We start from the raw sequence: 22717 nt of genomic DNA on the forward strand, positions 1-22717 counted from the left end.
GGCACACGCATGAGCCAGGATCCCTTCGACCTTTCCGGCAAGATCGCCCTCGTTACCGGCGCCAGCCGCGGCATTGGCGAGGAAATCGCCCGCCTTTTCGCCGCACGTGGCGCGCATGTCATTGTCTCCAGCCGCAAGCTGGCGGATTGCCAATCAGTGGTGGATGGCATGACAGCCGACGGCGGTAAAGCCGAGGCCATGGCCTGTCACATCGGCGAGATGGAGCAGATCCGCGCGCTGTATTCCGCCATCGGGGAAAAACACGGCCGCCTGGACATCCTGGTGAACAACGCTGCCACCAACCCGTTCTTCGGCCACATTACCGACACCGACGAAGCGGTGTTCACCAAGACGGTGGACGTGAACATCCGCGGCTATTTCTTCATGTCGTCGCTGGGCGCAAAGCTGATGGCGAAGAACGGCGGCGGTGCCATCGTCAATGTGGCTTCGGTCAATGGCGTAGTCCCGGGCTTCCAGCAGGGCATCTACTCCATTACCAAGGCCGCGGTGATCTCCATGACCAAGGCCTTCGCCGTGGAATGCGCCGAACAAGGCGTTCGTTGCAATGCCCTCTTGCCGGGCCTGACCGATACCAAGTTCGCCTCGGTGCTGGTCAATACGCCGGCGATCCTGAAGCAGGCGCTGGCTCACGTGCCCATGCGACGTGTTGCACAACCCTCGGAAATGGCCGGCGCCGCGCTGTACCTGGCGTCTGATGCTGCCTCCTACACCACCGGCGCCATCCTCAACGTCGATGGCGGTTATCTCTCGGTCTAACCTGGAATTCCAAGCATGAGCACGAACCACCACGGTCGTCTGGACGGCAAGAAGGCTTTCATCACCGGCGCGGCCGGTGGCCTCGGCAAAGCCATGGCGCAGATGTTCGCGCGTCAAGGCGCCAGGGTATTCGTTACCGATCTCGACGGCGCTTCCGTCGCTGCGGTGGCCGACGATATCAACCAGGAGGCCGGTACTACCGTGGCATGGTCAGCCGCGCAGGATGTACGCGATGAAGCACGTTGGCTCGCCGTGCTGGCCGAAGCTTCAAAGGCGATGGGCGGCATCTCCGTGCTGGTGAACAACGCCGGCATCGGCGCGCTCGGTGGCGTGGAAACCCTGGAACCGAAAGACTGGCGACGCGTGATGGACATCAACGTGGAAGCGGTTTACTTAGGCTGCAAGCATGCGATGAAATTCCTCAAGGAAAACACCCCCGCGTCGATCGTGAATATCTCCTCGCTCGCCGCGCACAAGGTCGACCCCAACTACACCGTCTACAACACCTCCAAGGCTGCCGTGGCCATGCTCACCAAATCGATCGCCGTGGACTGCGCGAAACAGAAGGTGGACATCCGCTGCAACTCCATCCACCCGGCCTTCATCCGCACCGGCATCGTGGAGCCATTCTTCAAGGCATTGGGCGAAGAGGAAGCGACGAAGAAACTGATCCGCGGCGTACCCATGGCCCGTCTTGGCGACCCGGACGACGTGGCCTATGCAGCCGTGTACCTCGCCTCCAACGAAAGCCGGTTTGTCACCGCCGCCGAAATGCTCATCGATGGCGGCGCCGCAGCCGTCTGAAGGAATAGCCATGACCACGCAACGCCAGCTCCTGCTCAAGTCCCGCCCCGAAGGCCTGGTCAAGAAGTCCGACTTCGACCTGGTCGAACACGCCCTGCCCGCGCTTGAAGATGGCCAGGTGCACGTGAAGGTGCTCTACATCTCGATGGACCCGACCAACCGCGTGTGGATGAGCGACATCCCGCAGTACATGCCGCCGGTAGCCATCGGTGAAGTGATGCGCGCCGGCGGCCTTGGCCGCGTCGTGGCGTCGAAGAACGAACGCTTTGCCGAAGGCGATCTGGTGCAAGGCCTGTTGAACTGGCAAGACCACGCCATCCTCGACGCCTCTCATGCTAAAGAACTGGTGAAGCTGCCGACGTCGCCGCTACCGCTGCCCACCCTGCTCGGCGCGTGCGGTTTGTCGGGCATCACCGCCTATTACGGCCTTACCGACATTGCCCCCGTGCAGCCCGGCGAGACCATTGTTATCTCCGCCGCTGCAGGCTCGGTCGGCTCCGTCGCCGGCCAGATCGCCAAGATCATGGGCGCCCGCGTGGTCGGCATCGCCGGCGGCGCGGACAAATGCAAATACCTCACCGAGACCCTCGGCTTCGATGCCGCCGTCGACTACAAGGCCGCCGACTTCAAGCAGCAACTCAAGGCCGCCACACCCGACGGCGTGCACGTGAATTTCGAGAACGTGGGCGGTGAAGTCATGCGTGCGGTGCTCTCACGCATGGTGATCGGCGGGCGTGTCGCGCTATGTGGCCTGATTTCCGGCTATACCGGCGAGAAGAAACCCAGCGATGATTTTTCGATCATGATCGTCAAGCGCCTCACGGTGAAGGGGTTCCTGGCCTTCGACTATCGCAAGACGAAGGAAGCCGTGCAGGCCATTGCGGGGTGGATCCTGGAAGGGAAGTTAAAGACCGAGGAGACCATTGCCGAGGGGTTGGAGAATGCGCCGGAGGTGCTTAATCGACTTTTCGATGGGTCACATACCGGGAAGCTGCTCCTCAAGGTGCAGGACTAGGAAAAAGCTGATTGACCGACTTAGCCGGATGTGTATGATTTAATCATACACACGAGGCGAGATGTGGTGAGTGGTCGCAAGGTGCCGAGCAAGTCCGAAACTCCTGCAACGTCTCACTTCCCCTGTCTCACAAAGCTGCACAACTCCGGCTCATTCCAAACGCCATTGTGGGTGGTCGACACGTGCATCCACGGCGACGGAGGCACGGGAAGCGCCGCGGCCAAGCCACGTGTTCGTTCGGCAGCGATGATCTCGTCATGATCAGCCTGCAGGAACGCCACGGGAAGATCGCCCAGTTTCGCCGCTGCACTGGCGCTGTCGTAAGTGTCGCTGACTATCCACTTCACGGGCCATTGGGGCAAATAATCCTGGGCCACGAGATCCATGCGATCGTACGGTGTGACCAGCAGCAATTTGTCCGGCCGCGCCTGCACGGCGACCTGGGTGGCGACACCCGTACCCAGGCTGACTCCGATGATGCCGACATGGCGATGCGCCTGCTGGGCCTGACGAACCAGGGCTATGCCATCCGCCACCATGTCCTTCTCGCCCGGCCGCCCTTCCTGCCCTTCATAGCCACGATACGGCACCAGGTAGATCGCGCGCTCCGTGCACCCCTGCCAGGCACGACCCACCGGAGGCAGCGCCAGCCCGTTGCCACCGAACACCACCCAGGCATCGGCGGCGTCCGGCCGGACGATCCAGCCGCGAAGCACCACGTCGGGGCGCTTGAGCACCTCGGTTCCCCAGGCCTCGGTCTGTGGCGGGGCCGGGTAAAGCAGGCTGCGCTCCACGTCGTGCAGGATCAAGCCGGTCACCGCCAGGGCGAGCAGCACGGTAAGCAGCAGCGCGATCGTGCGCTCGCCGAACCAAAGGCGGCGTCGCCGGCGGGCCGGTCGAGTCGGTATGGCGTCCACGGACCCCCTTGAGGGCTCGAAGACGCCCGAGTTGATAATCTCCCGGTTCGACAACGGATTCAACGCCTCGCGCCAGGAGACATCCCATCACGGCATCAGGAGCCGCACCAGTGACCTTCATGGCCGCCATCCTGGAAACACTCGGCCTTCGCACCCCCGACCTGGATGGTTATCTGGCGATCTATGGAGCAGAGCATGGAAGGCCGGCGTGACAGGTGTCAGCCGTAAGTAAGCACAGCCTTGTGGTCCGTCATCAACAATTGCATGAAATTCTTGTGGATGAAGAGCTTCTCGCGACCTACCTTGATCTCACCTAACATACCAAGGTCGACAAGTTGTTTTAGATACACTGACGCCGTCTGGCGCCTGGCGATGCCCGCATCGACAAGGTTCTGGATGCGGCAGTAGGGCTGCTCGAACAGTACGTCGACGAGTTCTCGCGTATAGATCGCGCCGGCCCTGACTCTGACAAACTCCACGGCACGTGCCTGGAGGTCGCGAATGGCCCAGATTTTCGCCGCGGTCCATCGAGCAGTGTCGATCACCGCATCGAGCATGAAAATAATCCATTCTTCCCACGCGCCGTTTACCGTCACCGCGAGCAGCAATCGGTAATAGTCGTTCCGGTGCCGAAGGATGTAGCGCGACAGGTAAAGCACCGGCAGATCCAGCAATCCTTCTTGCACCAGCACCAGCAGGTTCAATACACGCCCTGTACGGCCATTGCCATCGAGAAAGGGATGGATAGCCTCGAACTGATAGTGGGCGACGATCATCCTGACCAACGGATCCACATCGGAGGCTTCGTGTATGAACTGCTCCCAGTTGGCAAGCTTCTGACGCAACAACGCTTCGCCGTCGGGCGGGGTGTAGACCACCTCGCCCGTGGACGCATTGGTAAGAGCCGTGCCGGGAATTTTGCGCACATCCATAAACCGCCCCTGCAAGGTGCTGCAGATGTCCACGGCGGTATTTGTGCAAAGGGGACGCACTGCAAGCGAGTCGAAGCCTTCCCGCAGTGCAGCGCGATAGCGCAGCGCCTCCTTGGTGGCCGGGTCATGGGCCAGTTCTTCGAATTGAGAGAACTTGAAAAGCGCATCACCCGTGGTGACGATGTTCTCGATCTCGCTGCTCGCCTGGGCCTCAAGCAGGGGAATGGTGTTGATGAGGACAGCCTGGTTAGGCAACAAGGCGCCTACGGCCTTTAGCTCTGCAAGCGCGGCCCTGCCCTCGATGCAACGTTTGAGCACCGACTTGGTCTCCAGCACGACCTTCGGAGGGAGGGTCGAGAGGTCGTTATAGGGTCGGCGTGCGTCAAAAGGCATATGTCTATAAAACCAGTTTTTTTCGACACGTTATTGGGATATGTCGATGTCATCGACACTACTTGAAAACGTGTCGATTTTTCAACAAAAAATCGACATATGAAACAAGCCGATAAATACCAAGCGCCGAGAAATCCCGTCAAGTAATTGATTACTATGCAGTAAATAAGTTTGGCAAGTTCAACTGCCACGACACCCAAACCGATCACCGACCCAGCCGAATCGCCGGCTGAAGCCGTAGTTGTCCAGCGGCATGTAAACCTTGCCGCCGGCGGACAACCTCTCGAAGGCCTGGGCCAGTTCCTGGTCGTCGTCGTAATCGATGAACACCGATATCGAAGGGGTGAAGGTGAAGTCGTGCTTTACCGGCGAGTCCGAGCACATGAATGAGTGGCCGTGAATCTGGAACGAGGCCACCTTGATGCTGCCTTCGAGACCCGGCTCTCCAGCGCCATAACGCTTCACACTTTCCACCGTCGACCCGGGGAAAAGTGATACGTAGAAGTCCATTGCCTCTTCGGCGTCGCCCTCGAACATCAGGAATGTCGATACTTTCGAAACCATGGATGACCTCCGTCAACATGTCGAAACGCTGAGCATGCATCATCTTCAATGACAGAAAAATCGCCTAGGACGTCAGCACCCGACTTGCTTCGACACGGGCAGCCAGCAGCGACGCCCATCCGTCGGCAGCTTCGCACTCCTCTTCCAGGCGCACGACTTCAGCGCGAAGCTGCCCCACATTGGCAAGGCTGGCATCCAGCCGCAGCAGCACATGTACCAGGGCATTCCGTCGCCGCCGCAGCCGCTCGAGGCGGCGCAGCCATCGGCGAAAGGCGATGTACGTCGGATGATGCCGCTCGAAAAGTAGCGCAGCTGTCTCCTCCAGAACCTCCACCTGTTGGCGAAAGGTCTGCTTGAGCAACAATGGAGCGAACATTTCCGGGCGGGGCGTATCCAGGCAGGCGCGGATGCAGCTTTCCAGGGCCACCTCCATCCGGGCGGAACCCTCCATGACCTGCCCGATCAGGGCCTGGCGTTCGGTATTGTCGGGGCAAGCCATCCTTAGCTCCGGGGCGATCCGCCACCCCGGATGGGGTGGCGGCGTGCCAGGATGGAAACCGCAACGGTGAACGGCCAGGATAAACCTGCCCAGCACGCCGCCATAGGCAGCGCGCGGACGACGCCACATCGTGACGCCGCCCGCACCGCAACGGGTTTCCATGCCCGGTCGCCCCATTTAGGGCAACCCGACCATGATGCGGTGCGACATCGGCGATGTCTTTAGTAACGGTCGCAGATTCCCTGGGCAAAATGTCGCAAACTATGCTCAAAATGCGGCGGGATCCTTCAGAGGATCCGATCTGCCGGACAGGGGACTACGGAGAACACCTGCATGAAGCGCGTCCTAGTGGTCGGGTCTGGTGGTGCCGGCAAGTCGGCGTTTGCCCGTCGGCTGTCCAGTGAGCTAGACCTGCCTCTGATCCACCTCGATACCCATTACTGGCTGCCGAACTGGACGGAACCGACGAAGAACGCCTGGTCCACCACGGTGGCCCGCCTGCTGTCGGAGGACGCCTGGGTAATGGACGGCAACTACGGCGGCACCCTGGAGCGCCGCATTGCCGCCTGCGACACCGTGGTGTTCCTCGACATGCCCCGCCTGCTATGCCTGTGGCGCGTGCTTCGCCGCTGGTGGCAGTACCGGGGCCATGTGCGGCCGGATGTCGGTGCTGAGGGCTGCAGGGAGCGGCTGGACCTGTCGTTCGTATGGTGGATCCTCACCTACCCCGACATGCGTCGTCCGGCGCTGATGCAGCAACTGGATGCCACGCGTGGCGCCAAGCGGGTGGTGGTGCTGTCCTCCAGGCGGGAAGTCGAGGACTTCATGCGCTCGCTGTCAGAAACCCCCGAGGTAGACCTCGTCTATCCACGACCGCCTTCGGCCGCCACGCTTACCGAAGTTCCGGACAACATCGACCCGGCATCTTCCATTCCCTGACCGACCCGCAGTCCCTGACAGGCCTGGCGAACGTTGCATACTAGGCGCATGGCTCCCTTCAAAAAACATCCCCACCGGCAACGCATCGACCTCGGCGGCTTCCAGGCCTTCAAGGTCGGTGGCCCGCATCCGCTCAGCGACCTTTATTACCGCACGATGGAAATGACCTGGCCAACCTTCGTCGGCCTGGTCACCCTGGTGTTCATCGGCATCAATGTTGTATTCGGCACGATATACGCGTCCTTTCCGGGCGCCATAGCCAATGCCGTACCGCATTCCTTCGCCGATGGCTTTTTCTTCTCGGTCGAAACCCTGGCCACCGTGGGCTACGGCAACATGGCGCCGGCCAGCCACCTGGGGCATTCGATCGCCGCCTTCGAGATCCTGCTGGGCCTGTTCTTTACGGCCACCAACACCGGCCTGATCTTCGCCCGCTTCTCGCGTCCGCGTGCCAGCATCGTCTTCAGCAAGGTCGCCGTGATCGGCCTGTTCCGGGGCGAACCGGCGCTGATGGTGCGCATGGCGTCGATCCGCACTCGCCCGCTGGCCGACGTCAACGCCCAGCTGTCATGGTTGCAACGCGTGGACGAGCCCAACGGCGGCACCTACCGGCGGCTGGTGGAACTGACGCTGGTTCATTCACACAACCCGATGCTCAGCCTGTCGTGGATGCTCGTGCACCTGCTCGAACCCGGCAGCGACCTACTCAAGGCCCTTGCAAGCAACGAGCGTTTCATCCTGGCGGCGATGGTGAGCGGCGTGGATACCCTGCTGGCGACGCAGTCGCAGGGCAGCCACAGCTACGGCCGCAAGGACATCCTCATCGACCACCAGTTCGCCGACGTGGTGACCGATATCGAAGGCATATTGCACCTGGATCTGCGGCGGCTGCACGAGACCCGGGCGCTGGACGCCTAGATCAACACTCCTTCCCGCGCCAGCGTCTGCTCGCAGGTATCGATGAAGTGACTGCCATCGGACTTCAACAGTGCCGCTCGGTTGGCCAGGAGTTCATCCCGGGAGGGCGCTTTTTCGCCCTTGCCATCACCAGCTGATGTCTTGCACGTGGACTCTGCCACGATGTGACCGGAGTGAAGGTCGATCAGACGCACATGGGCCACGTACGAGACCCTGTAATGCGACCAATCCGTGGGAAAGTAGTAGAAGCCCCAACCCAGGGTCTCGACATCCAACAGGTAGTCAGCGCCATGGTGTTTCGCCACGAGTTCAGACAGCTTGCTCGTAGCGTCATCACCCGGGCCGGTAACTACCAGCGGCATGTGATGCGCCGACTGCAGCTTTGCGCCCAGTCTTTCGCGCAGGCCGACGGAAGGATCAGGAACGTGGTTTTCCAGAACTATTGCGTTGCCGGCGGAAATCATCATCGCGCCACCGATCATGCCAAATGTGGCTTTTCCCGCCGTGAAAGCGGCGAAATCGGGCATCGTGTGCGTTGCATACGTAAGCGACCTGCCTTCCAGAGTGGAAGACGCGCCCGTGGGCATGGGCGTCTTGGTCCCCGCCACGCAACCAGACATCAAAGTGATCAGCCCGCAGGCTGGAAGGGCGAGCGATCGAACGAATGCGTGCATGGATTCCCCCGAATCCCAGCGGCTCCGTGCCGCGGATGGAAGGATCTTGCGGGAACGAGGGGTAGTTACGCAAGAGCAGGGCCTTGCGCATAAACCGATAGCGTCACGAACCGGTTATACGCTCCACGCGAAGGCCGACCAGCGAACCGGTGGGCACGAACGGCTTCGGCCGCGCCTGATTCGGGAAGTCCCTGCATTTGACATATATGGCAAAAAATGGCCGGAGTTAGTCGAAATTTGCCATATATGTCAAAAAAACCGTAGCCGCATCGCTGCGCTTATGGGCCGATTTTTACCATGGTGCCAACCTTGACGCGCGCCCAGATGTCCTGTCGTTCCTTAAGGTTTGGAGTCAAACCAAAGCCGGCAGAGGACAATGCAAGGTGGCGCAGATCACCCGCAGCAGTTCCGCCTCCACCCGCCGCAACGTACCGTCAGCCATCACCACGCTGGTAAGGCCGCGAACCACGAGCTCCTTGGACATCGGCGCCAGGCGGTCGAGTTCGGCGAGCGCTGCATCCAGCGCACCCTGCCAGTCGTCCGGCGGCGGCGCGTAGGCGGACGTATCGCCTGCCAGCGCCTCGCTCATGCCAGCCTGCCACGCCTTGCGCGCGGCCAGCGGATCGTCGTTGCCGAACTGCGCCACCACGGCGCTGACCAGGGCAAAACTGCCGCGCGCGGCGGCAAGCTTGCCCGTCCCCGGCAGGGGAATATTCCGCGGGTTCAGCGCCTCGGACAGCTGCACTGTCACCAATTTCACCAGACAGTATTCGTCCAGGTCTACCTGACCGTCCGCGCGCACCATCTGGTTCAACGCATTGATCAACACCGTGATCGCGCGATTGGACCACCGCCTCAATGCCGGGAAGGCGAGCGAGGCGATCGGCAGGCGCTGCGAGGGATCCAATGCCCGTACCATCGATTCCACCGCCAGCACTTCGGCGCGCGGCTCCTGGCCGCCGATGCTGTCGATGATCTTCAGCTGGGCCTCTCGCTGGGGTCCATTGCCCAGCGCCATGGCCAGCAGAACCGCCTGCGCTTTCTCCGAATTGCGCACGGCCTGGCGCAGGTCCTGTGGAAGACCCTTGCGGATCTCCTCGGCACGCTGAAGGTCGGACGCATCGGCGGAGCCCACCTGCGCCGCCACCGCGGCGGGAGCGCCGGCCTGGGACGCCAGGCCCGCACCGGCTGCGATCATCACGCCGGGAATATTCAGTGGTGAACGTGGGTCGGTGATGCCGGGGATCGGCACGACTGGGCCCGAACCACCCTGCCCCGTCACGGCATCCCAGGGTGAGCGATGCGAGCCCGCTGGCGCCGGCGGCGGCTCATCGGCCTGCCGATACAAAGGCTCCGGCGGCGGTTCACGCTCCAGCGCCTGGGCATCGAAGCCCGGCTCCAGAGCACGAATACGGTCGTAGATCGGCGGGTGCGTGGCGAACAGTGAATTGAAACGCCCAGCCTCGCCGAACAGCATGTGCGCCACTTCCTGCGCGTTGGCACGCTGTAGCCGCGAACCCTCCTCGGCGCGGGCGATCTTCTTCAGTGCACCGGCGATACCTGTGGTCTGCCGGGTGAACTGCACCGCCGAAGCGTCGGCCAGGCTCTCCCGCGAACGCGCCACGGCGGCCTGGATCAACCGGGCGAAGAAATAGCCGATCCATCCGGCCACCACCAGCGCCAGGCCCACCAGCACAATGCCATTGTTGTCGCGCTTGCGGCCGGCTCCCGGGCCCCACCACAGGACCTGCCGCCCGATGATGGTGAGCACCAGGATGCCGAACAGCAGGCCCATCAATTTGATGTTCAGGCGCATGTCGCCGTTGATCACGTGCGAGAACTCATGCGCGATCACACCCTGCAATTCATCGCGGGTAAGCATGGCCAGTGCGCCACGCGTGACACAAACGGCAGCGTCGGTCGGCGCATAGCCCGCGGCGAACGCATTGATGCCCATCTCTTCTTCCATGATGAAGATGTCGGGCATCGGTACGCCGGCAGCGATGGCTACTTCCTCGATCACATTGCGCAGGCGGCGCAGGTCAGGATCGTTGGTGTCGGGCGGAATCTGCTTTGCCCCCATTTGCAGCGCCACGGCCGAACCGCCGCCGCGGAGGCTGGCCATGCGGAACAAGGTAGCGCCGGCGATCACTGCGAGCACCGCAGCCGAACTCATCACCAACAGCCCCACTGACGACTGCACCTGGGCGCCGTCAGGCGTGCGCTGGTGGCCCCAGGCAAACCACACCACGGCATCGACCACGAAGACGATGCCGACGATGGCCAGCACGAACAGGAACACCAGGCGGCGGCTGGTGCCGCGCATCCGTGCCTGCTGGGCGAAGAAATCCATGCCTGGACGGCCGAAGGCTTAGGTAAACGAGACCTTCGGCGCTTCGCGCGCGGCGGGGTTCTCCAGCGCCAGCGGTTCGGCGACCGGGAAGCCACCGGCCAGCAGCGAGCCGGGGAACGTCTCGCGACGGTTGTTGTAGGTCATCACCGAGTCGTTATAGGCCTGGCGTGCGAAGGCGACGCGGTTCTCGGTGGAGGTAAGCTCCTCGGACAACTGCATCATCGTGGTGTTGGCTTTGAGGTCCGGATAGGCCTCGCTCAGCGCAAACAACCGGCCCAGGCCTTGCGTAAGCGAATTCTCGCTGGCGGAGAGGTTCTGCATGGCGGCGGGGTCGCCCGGATTGGCCTTGGCCGCGGCCAGGCCTGAAACGGCGGCGTTACGCGCCTGGATCACCTCTTCGAGCGTACCGCGCTCATGGGCCAGGTAGCCCTTGGCCGTTTCCACCAGGTTCGGGATGAGGTCGTGCCGTCGGGTGAGCTGTACGTCGATCTGGGCGAAGGCGTTCTTGTAACCGTTCTTCGCGGTGACGAGCCCGTTGTAGATGGATACCGCGTACGCAACCAGCGCGACGACGATGACCAGGAGGATGATCGTTACCATGGCTTGTCCCTCGCGGCGTGTCCCCCACGCCTGTCGCTGCGAGCATAGCGCATCGGCTGTTAGGGATCAGGGGGTATCGGGCACCGACCGCCTGGCGGGCTCGGCCAGCAGCATGCCGATCGATGCGGCCTCGTCGGTACCGAGTACTTCGGCGGCCTGGCGCAGGTCATGGGGACTGCAGCAGAACGCACCGCACCAATAGGCCACGGCCGTTTCGTCGTTGAAATCGATGTGATTGCTGTTGCCCACTGTGCTCCCTCCGTGGGGCCGCCGACACACGCAGCCCAGTTTACCCATGACCGGGAAAAACACCGCCAGAAATCGCTCCCCCGAGGCCGGTCTCCTACCCGCCGGGGGCGAGGCGAACGACCAGATTGATGTGGCGGTAGCCGGACCGGCCCGACATCTTCGGGGTGATGTCGAAGCTGTCTGCGGTCACGCGACGCACGTCGGCCCCGTCAGCAGTCGGGATTATCCCGTGGGCACGTATACGAATCGTGGAGACGGGCGAATCAGTGACATCGGCCTGGATGGTGAGAACAGAGGCTGCCAGGTGAATTTTGATGATCTTCGCACCCTTGCTGGTGTCCCCTGGAACGGGGACCACGCGGGGTACCCCGATATCGACGCCACCCTCAAACGTCAGCTCAACGTGGGTATTGCCCTTCACCGCGTCGACGTCCAGGGAGGCATGGGACTCCTCGCCATGGCTCGTCACCGAGGCCTGGACCGCCCGTCCTTCCACGGTTGCGCCAAGCAGATGCGCACCCAGGGGAAGCTGGGGCGACAAGGCGATGGGGATCGGTGACCCGCTGTTTCCGATATCGAAGGCAAACCCCTTGGCCGTCCGCGACATGCGGATACCGAGTTTGCCACCCGGGACGGGAATGTTGTCCGCCCCGACGTCATCCCACGCGGCTGGCAGATGCGGGGAAAAACTTACCGCCTGGCCGGCGGGGAAAGAGAGGCCCAGCAGGCCATCCACCGCCATCGTCAGCACGCCCGAGGATGACCAGGTTTGCTCTGGAACCGATTCCACCTGTTGATGCCAGATGTCGCCTGCCGCCAACTCATGGATATGACCCGGGGAGTCGAGTCGGTTCCAGGCCACCAGGGCATCGAACATGGCCGATGCCGTCCAGGGACGATGGGCCGCCCAGTAGGCCGTAGCCACATGCGCCGTGTGGACGGCCCAGACGCTGCCATTGGCATAGGAATTGGGATCGGCGCCGGGTGTGGACTTCGGGATGTTGCGCATACCCCAGTCGGTCTGGAAATCCGCCGTTGCCAGCTGGTCCAGTATCCCGTTTTCCTGTTCCGGGGAAAGCACGTGAAGGTCGATCAGCGACATCGCTTCAGCCCCGTGTGCATGCACAGGTTTGCCCTCAGGCGTGTAGGCATCGATCCAGGCGCCGTTCACCCAATAGCGCTTGAGTACCCCGGCGCGCGCTCGTTCGGCGGCAGTCCTGGCGCGCGCGGCATCCTCAGCGTGGCCAGCCAACGTTGCAAGATGGGCGAAACTCTCCGCCGCGTGCTGCCAGGCGATGGAGAGGGAGAGTTCATCGCCGAGTTTGTCCTGTTCGTTGTGTCCTTCCTTGCCAGGGGGAATTCGCGGATAGCCGCCGCTGCCAACCAGGCCCGCGCCATACGCATACGCCTGCGCAAGCGCATCGTAGTTTTCGGTGACGAAGCGAACATCGCCGGAGGCGCGCACGTAGCGGTCCACCGCGGAAAGGAACTGGAAACTGATGTCCACGTGCACGAACATGTACGGATAGCGGCTCCAGTCGATCAGGCCCGCGCTCTGGCTCATCTCGTGCCAGATCATCCCGGTTTTCTGGTCGCGGTGTTTGAGGATGAACTCCAGTTCTTCGCGCGCCCGGGCATAACGCCCGGTGGCGATCATGGCGTCGTTGGCGATCAATCCGTCGCCGGCGAAATACCACTCGTATTGCGCGCGCCGTGCTTCACGGGAAGGTCCGAATCCGGCAAGGAATCCGCAACCGAGCTGAGGGTTGCAAGCCCATGCCTGATCCAGCGCGATGGCCGCCCACGACAGCATGCTGTTGACTTCGTCATCGGGGGTGTGGATGCGGATGCCCCCGTCGAGCACCTCGTCCACGTGACGGTGTTGCTCGGCCTGCGCGGCGGGCAACGACGACAACACCGATCGCACCGCCGCGCCTGCATCGGCATTGCCCGATTCGAGCATGCCAAAGGCCAGCCGTGCATCATGGCCGCCCTTGCCGCCGGCCCTGAGTGACAGGCGAAGCTGGCGGCCACCATTGGATTCCAGAGCGTTGTTGGTCGGCTTGTCGTGCGCGTCGACATCCGGTGATCCGACGAAGGCGCCATAACGCATGGAAGGCTCGAACAGCACGTAAGCCGACGCTTTCTCGTCCCACTTCACCGACTGGCCGCCGATGCTGCCAGGCCACATGAGATCGAGCACCGGGTTGAAACTCACCACGATATCCAGCGGATGCGGACTTTCGACGCTATAGGTAACAACCGCGGCGGCTGCATCGCGAGGGACGAACAATGTCTCGCGGACCACATAATCCGTGCCGACATACGTGCGGGTAATACCATCGGGCGCGTAGTCGATTCCGCGCAGCAGGTTCGCGCTGTCTACCAGGCTCACCGAACCTTCGTGGCGAAAGGCCGCCTGCAATCCGCCGACGATCTGGAAGGGAAAGGCAAATACTTCCAGGCCGCCGCCGTTCAATCCCTGGATCAGTGCGCGTTGGCCATGCACGGCCAGGAAACGTTCATGGCCGGTGGCATCGCTATGGATGGCAAGGCGGGAGGCCGGATCATCCTGGGCAAGGGCGGCAGCGGAGACGAGGGCGAGTGCCAGGCACCCGTTCCGGATTAAGCGATTGCCCAAAATCATGCGTATCCCCCGTGCGAAGGCCACCCTTCAGACCGATTGTGGCCGCAAAGGCAGGCTTTACGCCAGCATCTATAATAGAATGAGTAGGTTACGCAAGACCTCGAACGAGATACTGCAAGTTCTTGTGAACTCGGGCATGCTCCGCGCATGTGCGCACGTCGGGAGAAGACCCGCGGCGTGGGAATAGGGGGACGGCCGGCGCATCCGGCTTCATTGACGAGCCATCGGCCACTTGAGCCGACCGGTTCAGCCAAGTGAGATTGAAGACCGGATGGTGAAGCGGTGGGGCGTTGTGTTGGCGACGATCGGCCTGTGCATGGCGGCCCTGTTGCCGTCCGCGGCATGGGCTGAGCAATCCATTGCGCGCAGCTGGGGACGTTGGCACGACGCCGACTTCGAACACCTGACCGTCGAGCGTGGCCTGCCCCACCCCACCACCACGGCGCTGGCCCAGAATGCGCGCGGGCTGGTCTGGATCGGCACGGTGGGCGGATTGGCCCGGTACGATGGTTACCGCACGCAAGTGTTCCGCCAGGACGACGATAACCCCGACAGCCTGCCGGACAACTACATACGCAACCTGCTGCCACTACCCGACGGCGGCCTGCTGATAGGCACCAATAGCGGCGGCCTCGCACGCTTCGATCCGAAGACCAATCGCTTCGTGCGCTACGACAGCTCGGCAGCGACCGGTACCGGCGCGCGTATCTTCGGCATGACGCCCGATCGCGAAGGAGGTTTCTGGATCGCCTCGCAGGATGGCCTTTCACACCTGCATGCCGACCTCGCCACGCTCGAACAGGCGCCGCCGGAGCTCAATGCACAGCTCAAAGCCGACGCCAAAACGTTTTCGGTGCTTGAAGACAGCCGCGGGAATGTCTGGCTTGGCACCAATAGCGGTCTGTTCGTGCGCCGTGCTGGCCAGGACGCTTTCGCCCGCTTCATCGCCGGCAACGATGCCGGCGCTGCCGCGCTCGCCAACGATATCTGGGCCATCGACGAAGACCGCACCGGCCGGATCTGGTTTGGCAGCGGTTCGCAGGGCGTGGTGTACCTCGATGCCAAGGGCCAGGTGCACGCACCGGAAGCCCTATCGGCCGAAAGCGAGCAAATCCAGCGCCGCACGGTACGCGCCATCCTGGAATTGCCCGACGGCCGCATCTGGGTAGCCACCGACGGCGCGGGCATCGCTTCGTATAACCCCGACACCGGGGAAGTGGCGGTCATCCGCCACAACCGCGCCGAGCCCGCATCGATCGGCGGCAACATCGTGCGCGCCCTGCTGGTAGACCGCACCGGCGGCATATGGGTCGCGACCGAATCGGGCGCGTCACGCCACGACACGCGTGCACCCAGCGTCTATACGCTGGACGGCAGCGTAATCCTTCCCGGCGGCAGCATGGATGCGGACGAGAATGTCCGTAGCCTGTTCACCGATACCGCAGGCACCGTATGGCTGGGCTTCAACCAGGGACGGGTAGTTGGCGTGGATCCGGCCACCGGCCGCATCCGTAGCACCACGCTTGGTGGCGGCCAGGCCGGACAGGACGTCAAGGCCATTGCCGCCCTACCCGATGGACGGCTGATACTGGGTGCGCGCGGTCTGGTGACAATGGATCCGACCACGCTCAAAGCCACTCCTTACCATGTGCCCGAACTCGACACCCGTCCGATCCTGTCGCTGTGCCCCTGCCAGGGTGGGCTGCTGGTGGGTACCTATGATGGTCTTTACCGCCTGCGCGATGGCCATCCGCCGGAACTGTTCCGGCATGACGCCAAGGACCCCCGCAGCCTGGCCGACAATCAGGTGCGCAACCTGGTGCCGATGGCCGACGGCAGCGTGTGGGCCGCCACCACCAACGGCATCAGCATCCTTCGCAAGGATGCTTCGGCATTCGAGAACGTGCAGAACATCGCGGCTGACGACGCCAGCCTGCCGCAGGATTACGTCGGCTCCATTGTTACCTCCAACCATCGCGTATGGATCGGTACCTACGGCGGCATCGGCGTCGCCCAGCTGATCGAGAACCAGGCGCCACGCAATTTCTCAGCGATCACCCAGAAGGACGGGCTGGGCAGCGACAATGTCTCCTCGCTGCTGGCCGACCGCCGCGGACGCATCTGGGCCGCCACGGCGAACGGCCTGACGGTGTACGACCCGGCCACCAGACAGGCGCAGGCGCTCGGACTTCGCGACGGCTACCGCACGCGCTTCTTCAATCACCGCACCGCGGGCCTGGGTCCGGCCGGTGAGTTGTTGTTCGGCGGCATCGGCGGCCTCACTGTGGTGGACGCCGACGCCGATTCGCGTCACCGCAGCGGCGGCGTACAGGCACCGTTGAGCATCACCTCACTGATCGTCAACGAGCGCGAGCGTCCCTTCGCATCGATGCCACGCGATGGTTCGACCCTGACACTCGACGATGACACGCGCACGGTGCGTTTCGGCTTTGCGCTGCTCGATTTCGCCGCCACCGGCGACATGCGCTACAGCTATCGCCTGGAAGGCTTCGACGACGGCTGGATTGCGGTCGAAGCGGGCGTACCGCCGACCGCGGTATATACCAACCTGCCCGGCGGGCACTACACGCTGCGCATGCGTGTGGCGATCACGGGCCTGCACTCGCAGGTGATCGAATCTGCGGTGCCCATCGACGTGGAGCCCCGCGGCTTCGAACAATGGCGGTGGCGCGTGGCGGCCATCGCCGCGCTGGCGCTGATGTTCTGGCTGGCATTGCGCGTGCGTACGCGCTACCTGCGTCGCCGTGCCAGGCACCTGGCTGCATTGGTGGAAACCCGCACCGCGGATTTGCGCGCCGCCAACGACCGTCTGGACCTCCTGGCCAACGTGGATGAACTCACCGGCCTTGCCAATCGCCGCGCGATCATGCGCACGCTCGAAGACGCCTGCGCGCGCAGCCCCCAGGACGGCTCTCCCGTTTCGCTGCTGATGCTCGACCTCGACCGTTTCAAGGCCCTCAATGACCGCCACGGCCACCAGGCCGGCGATGAGGTACTCCGCCGCGTCGCCGATGCGATTGCCGCCACCTGCCGTGAAGGCGACAAGGTAGGCCGTTACGGTGGCGAGGAAATCATGGTGGTGCTGGCCCAGACCGACGGCCCGGTAGCCGAAAGCATGGCCGAGCGTTGCCGCCTTGTCGTCGAGCAGCTCGATATTCCCTATGGCGAGCGCCACCTGCGGCTTACCACCAGCGCCGGCGTCGCCACGCTCGCCGTAGGCGAAACCGCCGCGACGCTCATCTCCCGCGCGGACGAAGCGATGTACCGCGCCAAGCGTACGGGGCGTAACCGGCTGGTCGTGGGTTGATCTTTTCGATCAGTAGCCCTTCCAGGGTTTGTTGTCAGTGGGATTGGAAACGACCTGGGTCGCGCGCGGATTTAGTTCCTGCCACGGTGTTCGGCATTTGTAGATCAGGAATGCGCCGACGACCGTCCCCACGGGAAAAAGGAAAAGGTAGAGAACTCCGGCGATAAGCGACAAGACCCGCGCCAGTTCGCTCGCTTGCGACGAACCGATCGCCAGGTAGATATGGCCGGCAAACACCACCACGAGCAGAAGGAATATCTGGGCCCACTCCCACATGGGTCGATGCGTCTGTCCGAACAGCAGTTCGCATGCATTGACCACCAGGAAGAGCGCGACGAACGCCGCCATCATTCGATGGACAGTCCAGACGTAACGATGATCGACCGTTACCGGCACGAGGCTTCCATCACCGGCTTAAGCATGGCTTCGGCTGCTGTCAAGCGCATGTCTTCCCCCTTAAGAACCAACATCGCCCCCGGGCGACGGGACCAAGCATACGCCTGCACCAGCGACAGGCAAAGGATTGTGCCGAAGTCGTTGACACATCGGGCCAATCCCGTAACCGTACGGAGTCCCAACCCCAGGGTACCCCGCGTGAAATCCTTGACGATGCGAATTTTCTTTCTGCTGTTGGTCCTTGGCACGGCAATCGGGCTTGCTGCTTGCGTCCGCCCGGCATCGACACACGGTGATCCCGCCGTCACCTCGCTGCGCACCAACGACCTGGATAATCCACTTGCCGTGCCAACGTTCCGGGTGCTGTTCAGCTGGAAGACCACGGCGACCGGTCGAGCCGTGGCACAAACGGGCTGGCAAGTCCGTGTGGCGCGTGATCCCGGTACCCTGGCGTCTGCGCCAGCCTGGGATTCCGGTTGGGTCGCCTCCGGCGAACAGGTGATGGTGCCTTACGCCGGCCCTGCACTGGAGGATGCCACGCCCTATGCTTGGCAAGTACGCATACGCGATAACAAGGGACGCGTCTCGGCGTGGAGCCACGCTGCTTCCTTCGAGACGGACCTGGGCTCCATACCGTGGAAGGCCAGCTGGATAGGCGCCACCACCCCAACGGCCGACAGCGCCATTTTCCGCAAAGGCTTTGACGTGCCGGCCATGCCGGTGCGCGCACGCCTGTATGTGACAGCGCTCGGTGTCTATCGCATGTTCCTGAACGGCGCGCGGACGGATGCCGACTACTTGGCGCCGGGCTGGACCGACTACAACAAACGCATCCAGTACCAGACCTACGACGTCACCGGCCAGGTGCATGAGGGCCGCAATGTCCTGGCAGCGATGCTCGGCCCCGGCTGGTATTCCGGCAACGTGGGTAGCTTCGGCACGCACAAGTACGGCGACTCACCGCTGCTGTCGGCGCAGCTGCGGCTGGACTTTGCCGATGGCAAATCGTCCTGGGTAAATACCGACAGCACGTGGATGAACGCCCCGGGTCCCTTCCGTCAGGCCGACATCATCATGGGCGAGACCTACAACGCATCCGGTCTGCCTTCCCACTGGAACCTGATCGACGCGCCGGCGGATGGCTGGCAGCCGGCGCGTGTCGCCGACCGGCAAGGCCGGGATGAGTTGCTCCACGCACAGTCGGACGAGCCCGTGCGCGTCACCGCCGAACGCCCAGCCATCGTGCTCGCCCGCCAGCCGACGCCAGGGGCCGTGATCTACGACCTGGGCCAGAACATGGTGGGCGTGGTGCGGTTGCAGGTGAATGCTCGTGCTGGCCAGGACATCCGTCTGCGCTACGGTGAGGTGCTCAATCCCGACGGTTCGCTGTATACGGCGAACCTTCGCACCGCCAAGGCCACCGATCACTACCTTCCCGCTACCGATGGCGAGCAGACGTATACCCCGACTTTTACCTACCACGGCTTCCGTTATGTGGAGATCACTGGCATCGGCGCGCCAGTGGATGTGAAGTCGCTTACCGGCCTGGTGCTGGGCAGCGACCTGCGACGCACCGGAAGCTTCCAGGTGGGCAATGCGATGCTCAAGCAACTGCAAAGCAACATCACCTGGGGAGCGCGCGGGAATTTCGTTTCCATACCCACCGACACCCCGGCGCGCGATGAACGCCTGGGCTGGGCGGGCGACATCAACGTATTCGCACCCACCGCAAGCTTCAACCAGGACACGCTCAATTTTCTCTCAAAGTGGCTTCGCGACCTGCGTGACGCACAAACATCCGACGACAACTACCCCGGCGTCGCACCCAATCCTCCGAACATCGAAAGCGGCAGCGGCTGGTCCGATGCCGGCATCACCGTGCCCTATACGCTTTGGATGGCCTACGGTGACAAGCGAGTGATCGAAGATGGTTATGAATCGATGAAGCGATTCATGACGCGGATCGAGGTCATGGCAGGGCCGGAAGGTCGCCGCGTACACGGTCCATGGGGCGATTGGCTGCACCTGGATGATCCAACGCCGCCCGAGCTTATCGGCACGGCTTATCTTGACTACGACGCGCAACTGATGACGCAAATGGCGAAAGCCATCGGCCGCGACGACGATGCTGCTTATTACGCCAGACTTGCCGTCCGGTTGCGTGGTCTGTTCGACCAGCACTACCTGCACACCGACGGCACCCTCGGCAGCAACAGCCAGACAGGCTATGCCATGGCCATTGGCATGGGGCTGGTTGAACCATCGAAAGTGGGCGATGCACTGGCACGGGCCGTGGCTGCACGCCACGACCATCTTTCCACCGGTTTCCTCGGCACGCCCTGGCTGTTGCCGGCACTTTCAGCAAGCGGCCACGACGATCTGGCCTATCGCCTGTTGCTTAACCACGACTACCCCTCGTGGGGCTACGAGGTCTCCCACGGCGCTACCACGATGTGGGAGCGCTGGAACTCCCTCAAACCCGATGGCACGTTCGGCGATGTGTCGATGAATTCCTTCAACCACTACGCATACGGCGCCGTCGGCGACTGGATGTATCGCACCATTGCCGGCATTGCTCCCGCGGCGCCAGGTTACCGCACGATCACCATCGCTCCACGCATCGGCGGTGGGCTTACTTCCGGTGGTGGCGAGCTTGATTCGCCCTACGGTGACATCGTCACTGCGTGGCGCGTAGATGCAGGCGTGCTGGAGCTGGATGTCACGGTTCCGGTGAACACTACGGCGAACGTGGTCATTCCTTCCTCCGACCCATCGACGGTGACCGAAGGCGGCAAGACGCTTGGCGCGATCGAAGGCGCAGGCGCTGCAACCCACGACAGCCACGGCACCCATGTCACGATCGGATCCGGAAAGTACGTGTTCCGCGCGCCGTTTGTCGCCCCGACGCGTTAGTCGTCCGTGCACCAGTGACTGCGTAATGCCCCGGAGGAAGCATCGCGCCGCCACACGCAATGCAGGCCGCTGCGACGCAGTCCATCACTGCGCGAGCCACGCCTTGCCGGCACGGTGATACGGATGGCTGCAGGCGCTGCGGCCGCAAATGCCACGAGGGAAAGGAATATCTTGTACATGGCTCACCTCCAGGCCGCGGCCCGGGGCGAGCGGGTTATGCGCGAGGCGACCCGCCCGCGCCGTGCGCGCGGACATTCACTTGAAGGGCGATCGCGAACGATGTGTTCGTGATCGCCTGTCGACTCGGATAACTATCCATGGGTTCCACTTGGGAGTAAGGCCGGCCACTTGGGCGGCGGAAGAATCCTAGGCCCGCCGCGCAGGAGGGTCAATTGAGAACACGCACCTATAGCAGGAACCTTACAGCAGGCGTTGGGAAACGCCTTGCGGCTAGCCGACACATGGAAGTACGACCGCATCATGATTCCAGGGAAACGATGCATTCGATGCCTCCCCTGGCCATCTTGGTGTATGGGCAGATCCGCTCGGTGTTGCGAACCAGCTCCTCGGCGATAGCTCTCTCGACACCGGGAAGGCAGATGCGGATATCGGCCACCAGGGTAAACAAACCATCCACCGGGTCCCTGCCAAACGTGACCGAAGCAGTCACCCTGGCATCGGGGATGGGGACTTTTGCGCGCTTGGCCAGCAGGCTTAGCGCACCATGAAAACAAGCCGCGCAACAGGCCGCGAAAAGCTGCTCAGGATTGGTTCCGTCGCCATTCCCCCCGAGCTCTGAGGGCATCCGCAGCATGACATCCAGTTGCCCGTCATCGGAGCGGGCGATGCCTGATGCACGGCCATGCCGCGTCTCGCCTCCGTTGACGTGCACGACGGCCGTATAGAGCGGATGGAAATCCGCGCCGTGGTATTTATCCAGCAAGGATGTCGCCGCTGGCCGCACGGTTGTCATGGCGTTCAGGGCCTGGATGCGCCAGCCTGGGCGAGGCCCGAGTGATCGAACCAGGATGAGAAGCCGATCTTTCCCAGCCTGGCGCCGGGAGATGGAAGAAGCGTTCTTTCTTCGAGGACCGCGCCGAAATATGGAGTGCGAGCATCGCCGGACACTTCATGCGGATCATGCATCCTGGACAGGAATTGCCTGACGAGTTCCGGCATGCCGATTTCATCTGGCCCTGCGATCTCGACAGTGCCGTTCACTGGAGCGCCCAGGGCATAGTCAGTGACGGCATCTGCGACATCGTCAGATGCGATCGGCTGGATCAATGCAGAGGAGACGCGTACCTGGTTCCCATCGGCCGCGGACTTGACGATCGACGTGAGGAACTCAAAGAATTGTGTCGAATGGACAATCGTATACGGAATACCGGATGCCCGGATGATCTTCTCCTGCGCGCTTTTCCCCCGGAAGTATCCGCTCGCCAAAAGGCGATCGGTGCCAACCACGGACAGTGCGATGTGATGCTTCACACCCGCCTTCTTCTCCGCGGCAAACAGGTTCCTTCCCGAGGTTTCGAAGAACTCCAGGACAGCCTTGTCTTCGAACGAGGGCGAGTTGGCCAGATCGATAACGATGTCGGTTTTGGCCATGGCCTCGTCCAGACCTTCCCCGGTGAGGGTATTGACTCCCGATGACGGCGACGCGGCCAGCACGTCGTGACCGCGCTTGCCGAGCCTGTCAACGACCTTGCTGCCGATAAGGCCGGTACCGCCGATAACCACGATTTTCATGGGACACCTCGTCTGGACATGGTGGTATGTCACCTGGCCATCGTAGG

General features: G+C 62.7%; 20 protein-coding genes. 7 read left to right on the forward strand and 13 right to left on the reverse strand.

Going from position 1 to position 22717, the window contains the following annotated elements; all coding sequences use genetic code 11:
• Window positions 1-9: 9 nt before the first annotated feature.
• From VGM61_RS05405 to VGM61_RS05415, 3 genes are read left to right on the forward strand one after another with little or no spacing between them, the layout of a single operon-like run.
• Window positions 10-777: an SDR family oxidoreductase gene (locus VGM61_RS05405; RefSeq protein WP_331521709.1), complete on the forward strand. Its 768-nt coding sequence runs from the start codon at window positions 10-12 to the stop codon at window positions 775-777.
• 15 nt (window positions 778-792) lie between these two features.
• Window positions 793-1581 (forward strand): SDR family oxidoreductase, encoded by a 789-nt coding sequence (locus VGM61_RS05410; protein ID WP_331521710.1) that lies wholly within the window; start codon window positions 793-795, stop codon window positions 1579-1581.
• Window positions 1582-1591: 10 nt separating this feature from the next.
• Entirely contained in the window at window positions 1592-2596 is a 1005-nt protein-coding gene (locus VGM61_RS05415) for an NADP-dependent oxidoreductase (RefSeq protein WP_331521711.1), read from the forward strand.
• A 113-nt stretch (window positions 2597-2709) separates the two neighbouring features.
• Here the strand turns inward: VGM61_RS05415 and VGM61_RS05420 are convergent, their stop codons facing one another.
• The 4 genes from VGM61_RS05420 to VGM61_RS05435 all read right to left on the reverse strand — a co-directional run bounded on the left by VGM61_RS05420 (window position 2710) and on the right by VGM61_RS05435 (window position 6063).
• Window positions 2710-3513: an alpha/beta hydrolase gene (locus tag VGM61_RS05420; protein WP_331521712.1), complete on the reverse strand. Its 804-nt coding sequence runs from the start codon at window positions 3511-3513 to the stop codon at window positions 2710-2712.
• 218 nt (window positions 3514-3731) lie between these two features.
• A complete protein-coding gene (fic, locus tag VGM61_RS05425; RefSeq protein ID WP_331521713.1) occupies window positions 3732-4838 on the reverse strand; it encodes a protein adenylyltransferase Fic in 1107 nt (368 codons plus the stop codon).
• A 180-nt stretch (window positions 4839-5018) separates the two neighbouring features.
• On the reverse strand, window positions 5019-5402 hold the full coding sequence (locus VGM61_RS05430) for a VOC family protein (RefSeq protein WP_331521714.1): 384 nt from the start codon (window positions 5400-5402) through the stop codon (window positions 5019-5021).
• 64 nt (window positions 5403-5466) lie between these two features.
• On the reverse strand, window positions 5467-6063 hold the full coding sequence (locus VGM61_RS05435) for a hypothetical protein (protein WP_331521715.1): 597 nt from the start codon (window positions 6061-6063) through the stop codon (window positions 5467-5469).
• 171 nt (window positions 6064-6234) lie between these two features.
• On the opposite strand from VGM61_RS05435, the gene VGM61_RS05440 reads away from it, so the two are divergent.
• Window positions 6235-6840 (forward strand): hypothetical protein, encoded by a 606-nt coding sequence (locus tag VGM61_RS05440; protein WP_331521716.1) that lies wholly within the window; start codon window positions 6235-6237, stop codon window positions 6838-6840.
• A gap of 48 nt (window positions 6841-6888) precedes the next feature.
• On the forward strand, window positions 6889-7758 hold the full coding sequence (locus tag VGM61_RS05445; RefSeq protein ID WP_331521717.1) for an ion channel: 870 nt from the start codon (window positions 6889-6891) through the stop codon (window positions 7756-7758).
• Here the strand turns inward: VGM61_RS05445 and VGM61_RS05450 are convergent.
• The 5 genes from VGM61_RS05450 to VGM61_RS05470 form a co-directional block, all read right to left on the reverse strand.
• On the reverse strand, window positions 7755-8285 hold the full coding sequence (locus tag VGM61_RS05450) for a hypothetical protein (protein ID WP_331521718.1): 531 nt from the start codon (window positions 8283-8285) through the stop codon (window positions 7755-7757). The genes VGM61_RS05445 and VGM61_RS05450 overlap by 4 nt on opposite strands.
• Window positions 8286-8784: 499 nt before the next feature.
• Entirely contained in the window at window positions 8785-10785 is a 2001-nt protein-coding gene (locus tag VGM61_RS05455) for a M48 family metallopeptidase (protein ID WP_331521719.1), read from the reverse strand.
• 18 nt (window positions 10786-10803) lie between these two features.
• Window positions 10804-11385: a LemA family protein gene (locus VGM61_RS05460; RefSeq protein WP_331521720.1), complete on the reverse strand. Its 582-nt coding sequence runs from the start codon at window positions 11383-11385 to the stop codon at window positions 10804-10806.
• Between the two features lie 66 nt (window positions 11386-11451).
• Window positions 11452-11634 (reverse strand): DUF3606 domain-containing protein, encoded by a 183-nt coding sequence (locus VGM61_RS05465; RefSeq protein ID WP_331521721.1) that lies wholly within the window; start codon window positions 11632-11634, stop codon window positions 11452-11454.
• A gap of 94 nt (window positions 11635-11728) precedes the next feature.
• Window positions 11729-14281, reverse strand: a complete 2553-nt coding sequence (locus VGM61_RS05470) for an MGH1-like glycoside hydrolase domain-containing protein (RefSeq protein ID WP_331521722.1) — start codon at window positions 14279-14281, stop codon at window positions 11729-11731.
• A 271-nt stretch (window positions 14282-14552) separates the two neighbouring features.
• Here VGM61_RS05470 and VGM61_RS05475 point away from each other — a divergent pair, with 271 nt between their 5' ends.
• Window positions 14553-17609: a ligand-binding sensor domain-containing diguanylate cyclase gene (locus VGM61_RS05475; protein WP_331521723.1), complete on the forward strand. Its 3057-nt coding sequence runs from the start codon at window positions 14553-14555 to the stop codon at window positions 17607-17609.
• A 9-nt stretch (window positions 17610-17618) separates the two neighbouring features.
• Here the strand turns inward: VGM61_RS05475 and VGM61_RS05480 are convergent, their stop codons facing one another.
• The gene (locus tag VGM61_RS05480; RefSeq protein WP_331521724.1) at window positions 17619-17960 is read right to left on the reverse strand and encodes a hypothetical protein; all 342 of its coding nucleotides are present in this window, start codon (window positions 17958-17960) and stop codon (window positions 17619-17621) included.
• 258 nt (window positions 17961-18218) lie between these two features.
• Between VGM61_RS05480 and VGM61_RS05485 the strand changes: the two genes are divergently transcribed.
• Window positions 18219-20918, forward strand: a complete 2700-nt coding sequence (locus tag VGM61_RS05485; RefSeq protein WP_331521725.1) for a family 78 glycoside hydrolase catalytic domain — start codon at window positions 18219-18221, stop codon at window positions 20916-20918.
• Here VGM61_RS05485 and VGM61_RS05490 read toward each other — a convergent pair.
• From VGM61_RS05490 to VGM61_RS05500, 3 genes are all read right to left on the reverse strand, one after another.
• On the reverse strand, window positions 20915-21097 hold the full coding sequence (locus VGM61_RS05490; protein ID WP_331521726.1) for a hypothetical protein: 183 nt from the start codon (window positions 21095-21097) through the stop codon (window positions 20915-20917). The two genes, VGM61_RS05485 and VGM61_RS05490, sit on opposite strands and share 4 nt — an antisense overlap.
• Window positions 21098-21396: 299 nt before the next feature.
• Window positions 21397-21891, reverse strand: coding sequence for an Ohr family peroxiredoxin (locus VGM61_RS05495; RefSeq protein WP_331521727.1), 495 nt, complete (start codon window positions 21889-21891; stop codon window positions 21397-21399).
• 5 nt (window positions 21892-21896) lie between these two features.
• Entirely contained in the window at window positions 21897-22670 is a 774-nt protein-coding gene (locus VGM61_RS05500; protein ID WP_331521728.1) for an SDR family oxidoreductase, read from the reverse strand.
• Between the last annotated feature and the right edge of the window lie 47 nt (window positions 22671-22717).

Source organism: Pinirhizobacter sp. (assembly GCF_036499745.1).
Classification (GTDB): domain Bacteria; phylum Pseudomonadota; class Gammaproteobacteria; order Xanthomonadales; family Rhodanobacteraceae; genus Pinirhizobacter.

Excerpts from the sequence above, each read along its gene's own strand:
- VGM61_RS05405 (WP_331521709.1), top strand. The coding sequence starts at position 10 with ATGAGCCAGGATCCCTTCGACCTTTCCGGCAAGATCGCCCTCGTTACC.
- VGM61_RS05410 (WP_331521710.1), top strand. The coding sequence starts at position 793 with ATGAGCACGAACCACCACGGTCGTCTGGACGGCAAGAAGGCTTTCATC.
- VGM61_RS05415 (WP_331521711.1), top strand. The coding sequence starts at position 1,592 with ATGACCACGCAACGCCAGCTCCTGCTCAAGTCCCGCCCCGAAGGCCTG.
- fic (WP_331521713.1), bottom strand. The coding sequence starts at position 4,838 with ATGCCTTTTGACGCACGCCGACCCTATAACGACCTCTCGACCCTCCCT.
- VGM61_RS05430 (WP_331521714.1), bottom strand. The coding sequence starts at position 5,402 with ATGGTTTCGAAAGTATCGACATTCCTGATGTTCGAGGGCGACGCCGAA.
- VGM61_RS05435 (WP_331521715.1), bottom strand. The coding sequence starts at position 6,063 with ATGGAAACCCGTTGCGGTGCGGGCGGCGTCACGATGTGGCGTCGTCCG.
- VGM61_RS05440 (WP_331521716.1), top strand. The coding sequence starts at position 6,235 with ATGAAGCGCGTCCTAGTGGTCGGGTCTGGTGGTGCCGGCAAGTCGGCG.
- VGM61_RS05445 (WP_331521717.1), top strand. The coding sequence starts at position 6,889 with ATGGCTCCCTTCAAAAAACATCCCCACCGGCAACGCATCGACCTCGGC.
- VGM61_RS05450 (WP_331521718.1), bottom strand. The coding sequence starts at position 8,285 with ATGCCCGATTTCGCCGCTTTCACGGCGGGAAAAGCCACATTTGGCATG.
- VGM61_RS05455 (WP_331521719.1), bottom strand. The coding sequence starts at position 10,785 with ATGGATTTCTTCGCCCAGCAGGCACGGATGCGCGGCACCAGCCGCCGC.
- VGM61_RS05460 (WP_331521720.1), bottom strand. The coding sequence starts at position 11,385 with ATGGTAACGATCATCCTCCTGGTCATCGTCGTCGCGCTGGTTGCGTAC.
- VGM61_RS05470 (WP_331521722.1), bottom strand. The coding sequence starts at position 14,281 with ATGATTTTGGGCAATCGCTTAATCCGGAACGGGTGCCTGGCACTCGCC.
- VGM61_RS05475 (WP_331521723.1), top strand. The coding sequence starts at position 14,553 with ATGGTGAAGCGGTGGGGCGTTGTGTTGGCGACGATCGGCCTGTGCATG.
- VGM61_RS05480 (WP_331521724.1), bottom strand. The coding sequence starts at position 17,960 with ATGATGGCGGCGTTCGTCGCGCTCTTCCTGGTGGTCAATGCATGCGAA.
- VGM61_RS05485 (WP_331521725.1), top strand. The coding sequence starts at position 18,219 with ATGCGAATTTTCTTTCTGCTGTTGGTCCTTGGCACGGCAATCGGGCTT.
- VGM61_RS05490 (WP_331521726.1), bottom strand. The coding sequence starts at position 21,097 with ATGTACAAGATATTCCTTTCCCTCGTGGCATTTGCGGCCGCAGCGCCT.
- VGM61_RS05495 (WP_331521727.1), bottom strand. The coding sequence starts at position 21,891 with ATGACAACCGTGCGGCCAGCGGCGACATCCTTGCTGGATAAATACCAC.
- VGM61_RS05500 (WP_331521728.1), bottom strand. The coding sequence starts at position 22,670 with ATGAAAATCGTGGTTATCGGCGGTACCGGCCTTATCGGCAGCAAGGTC.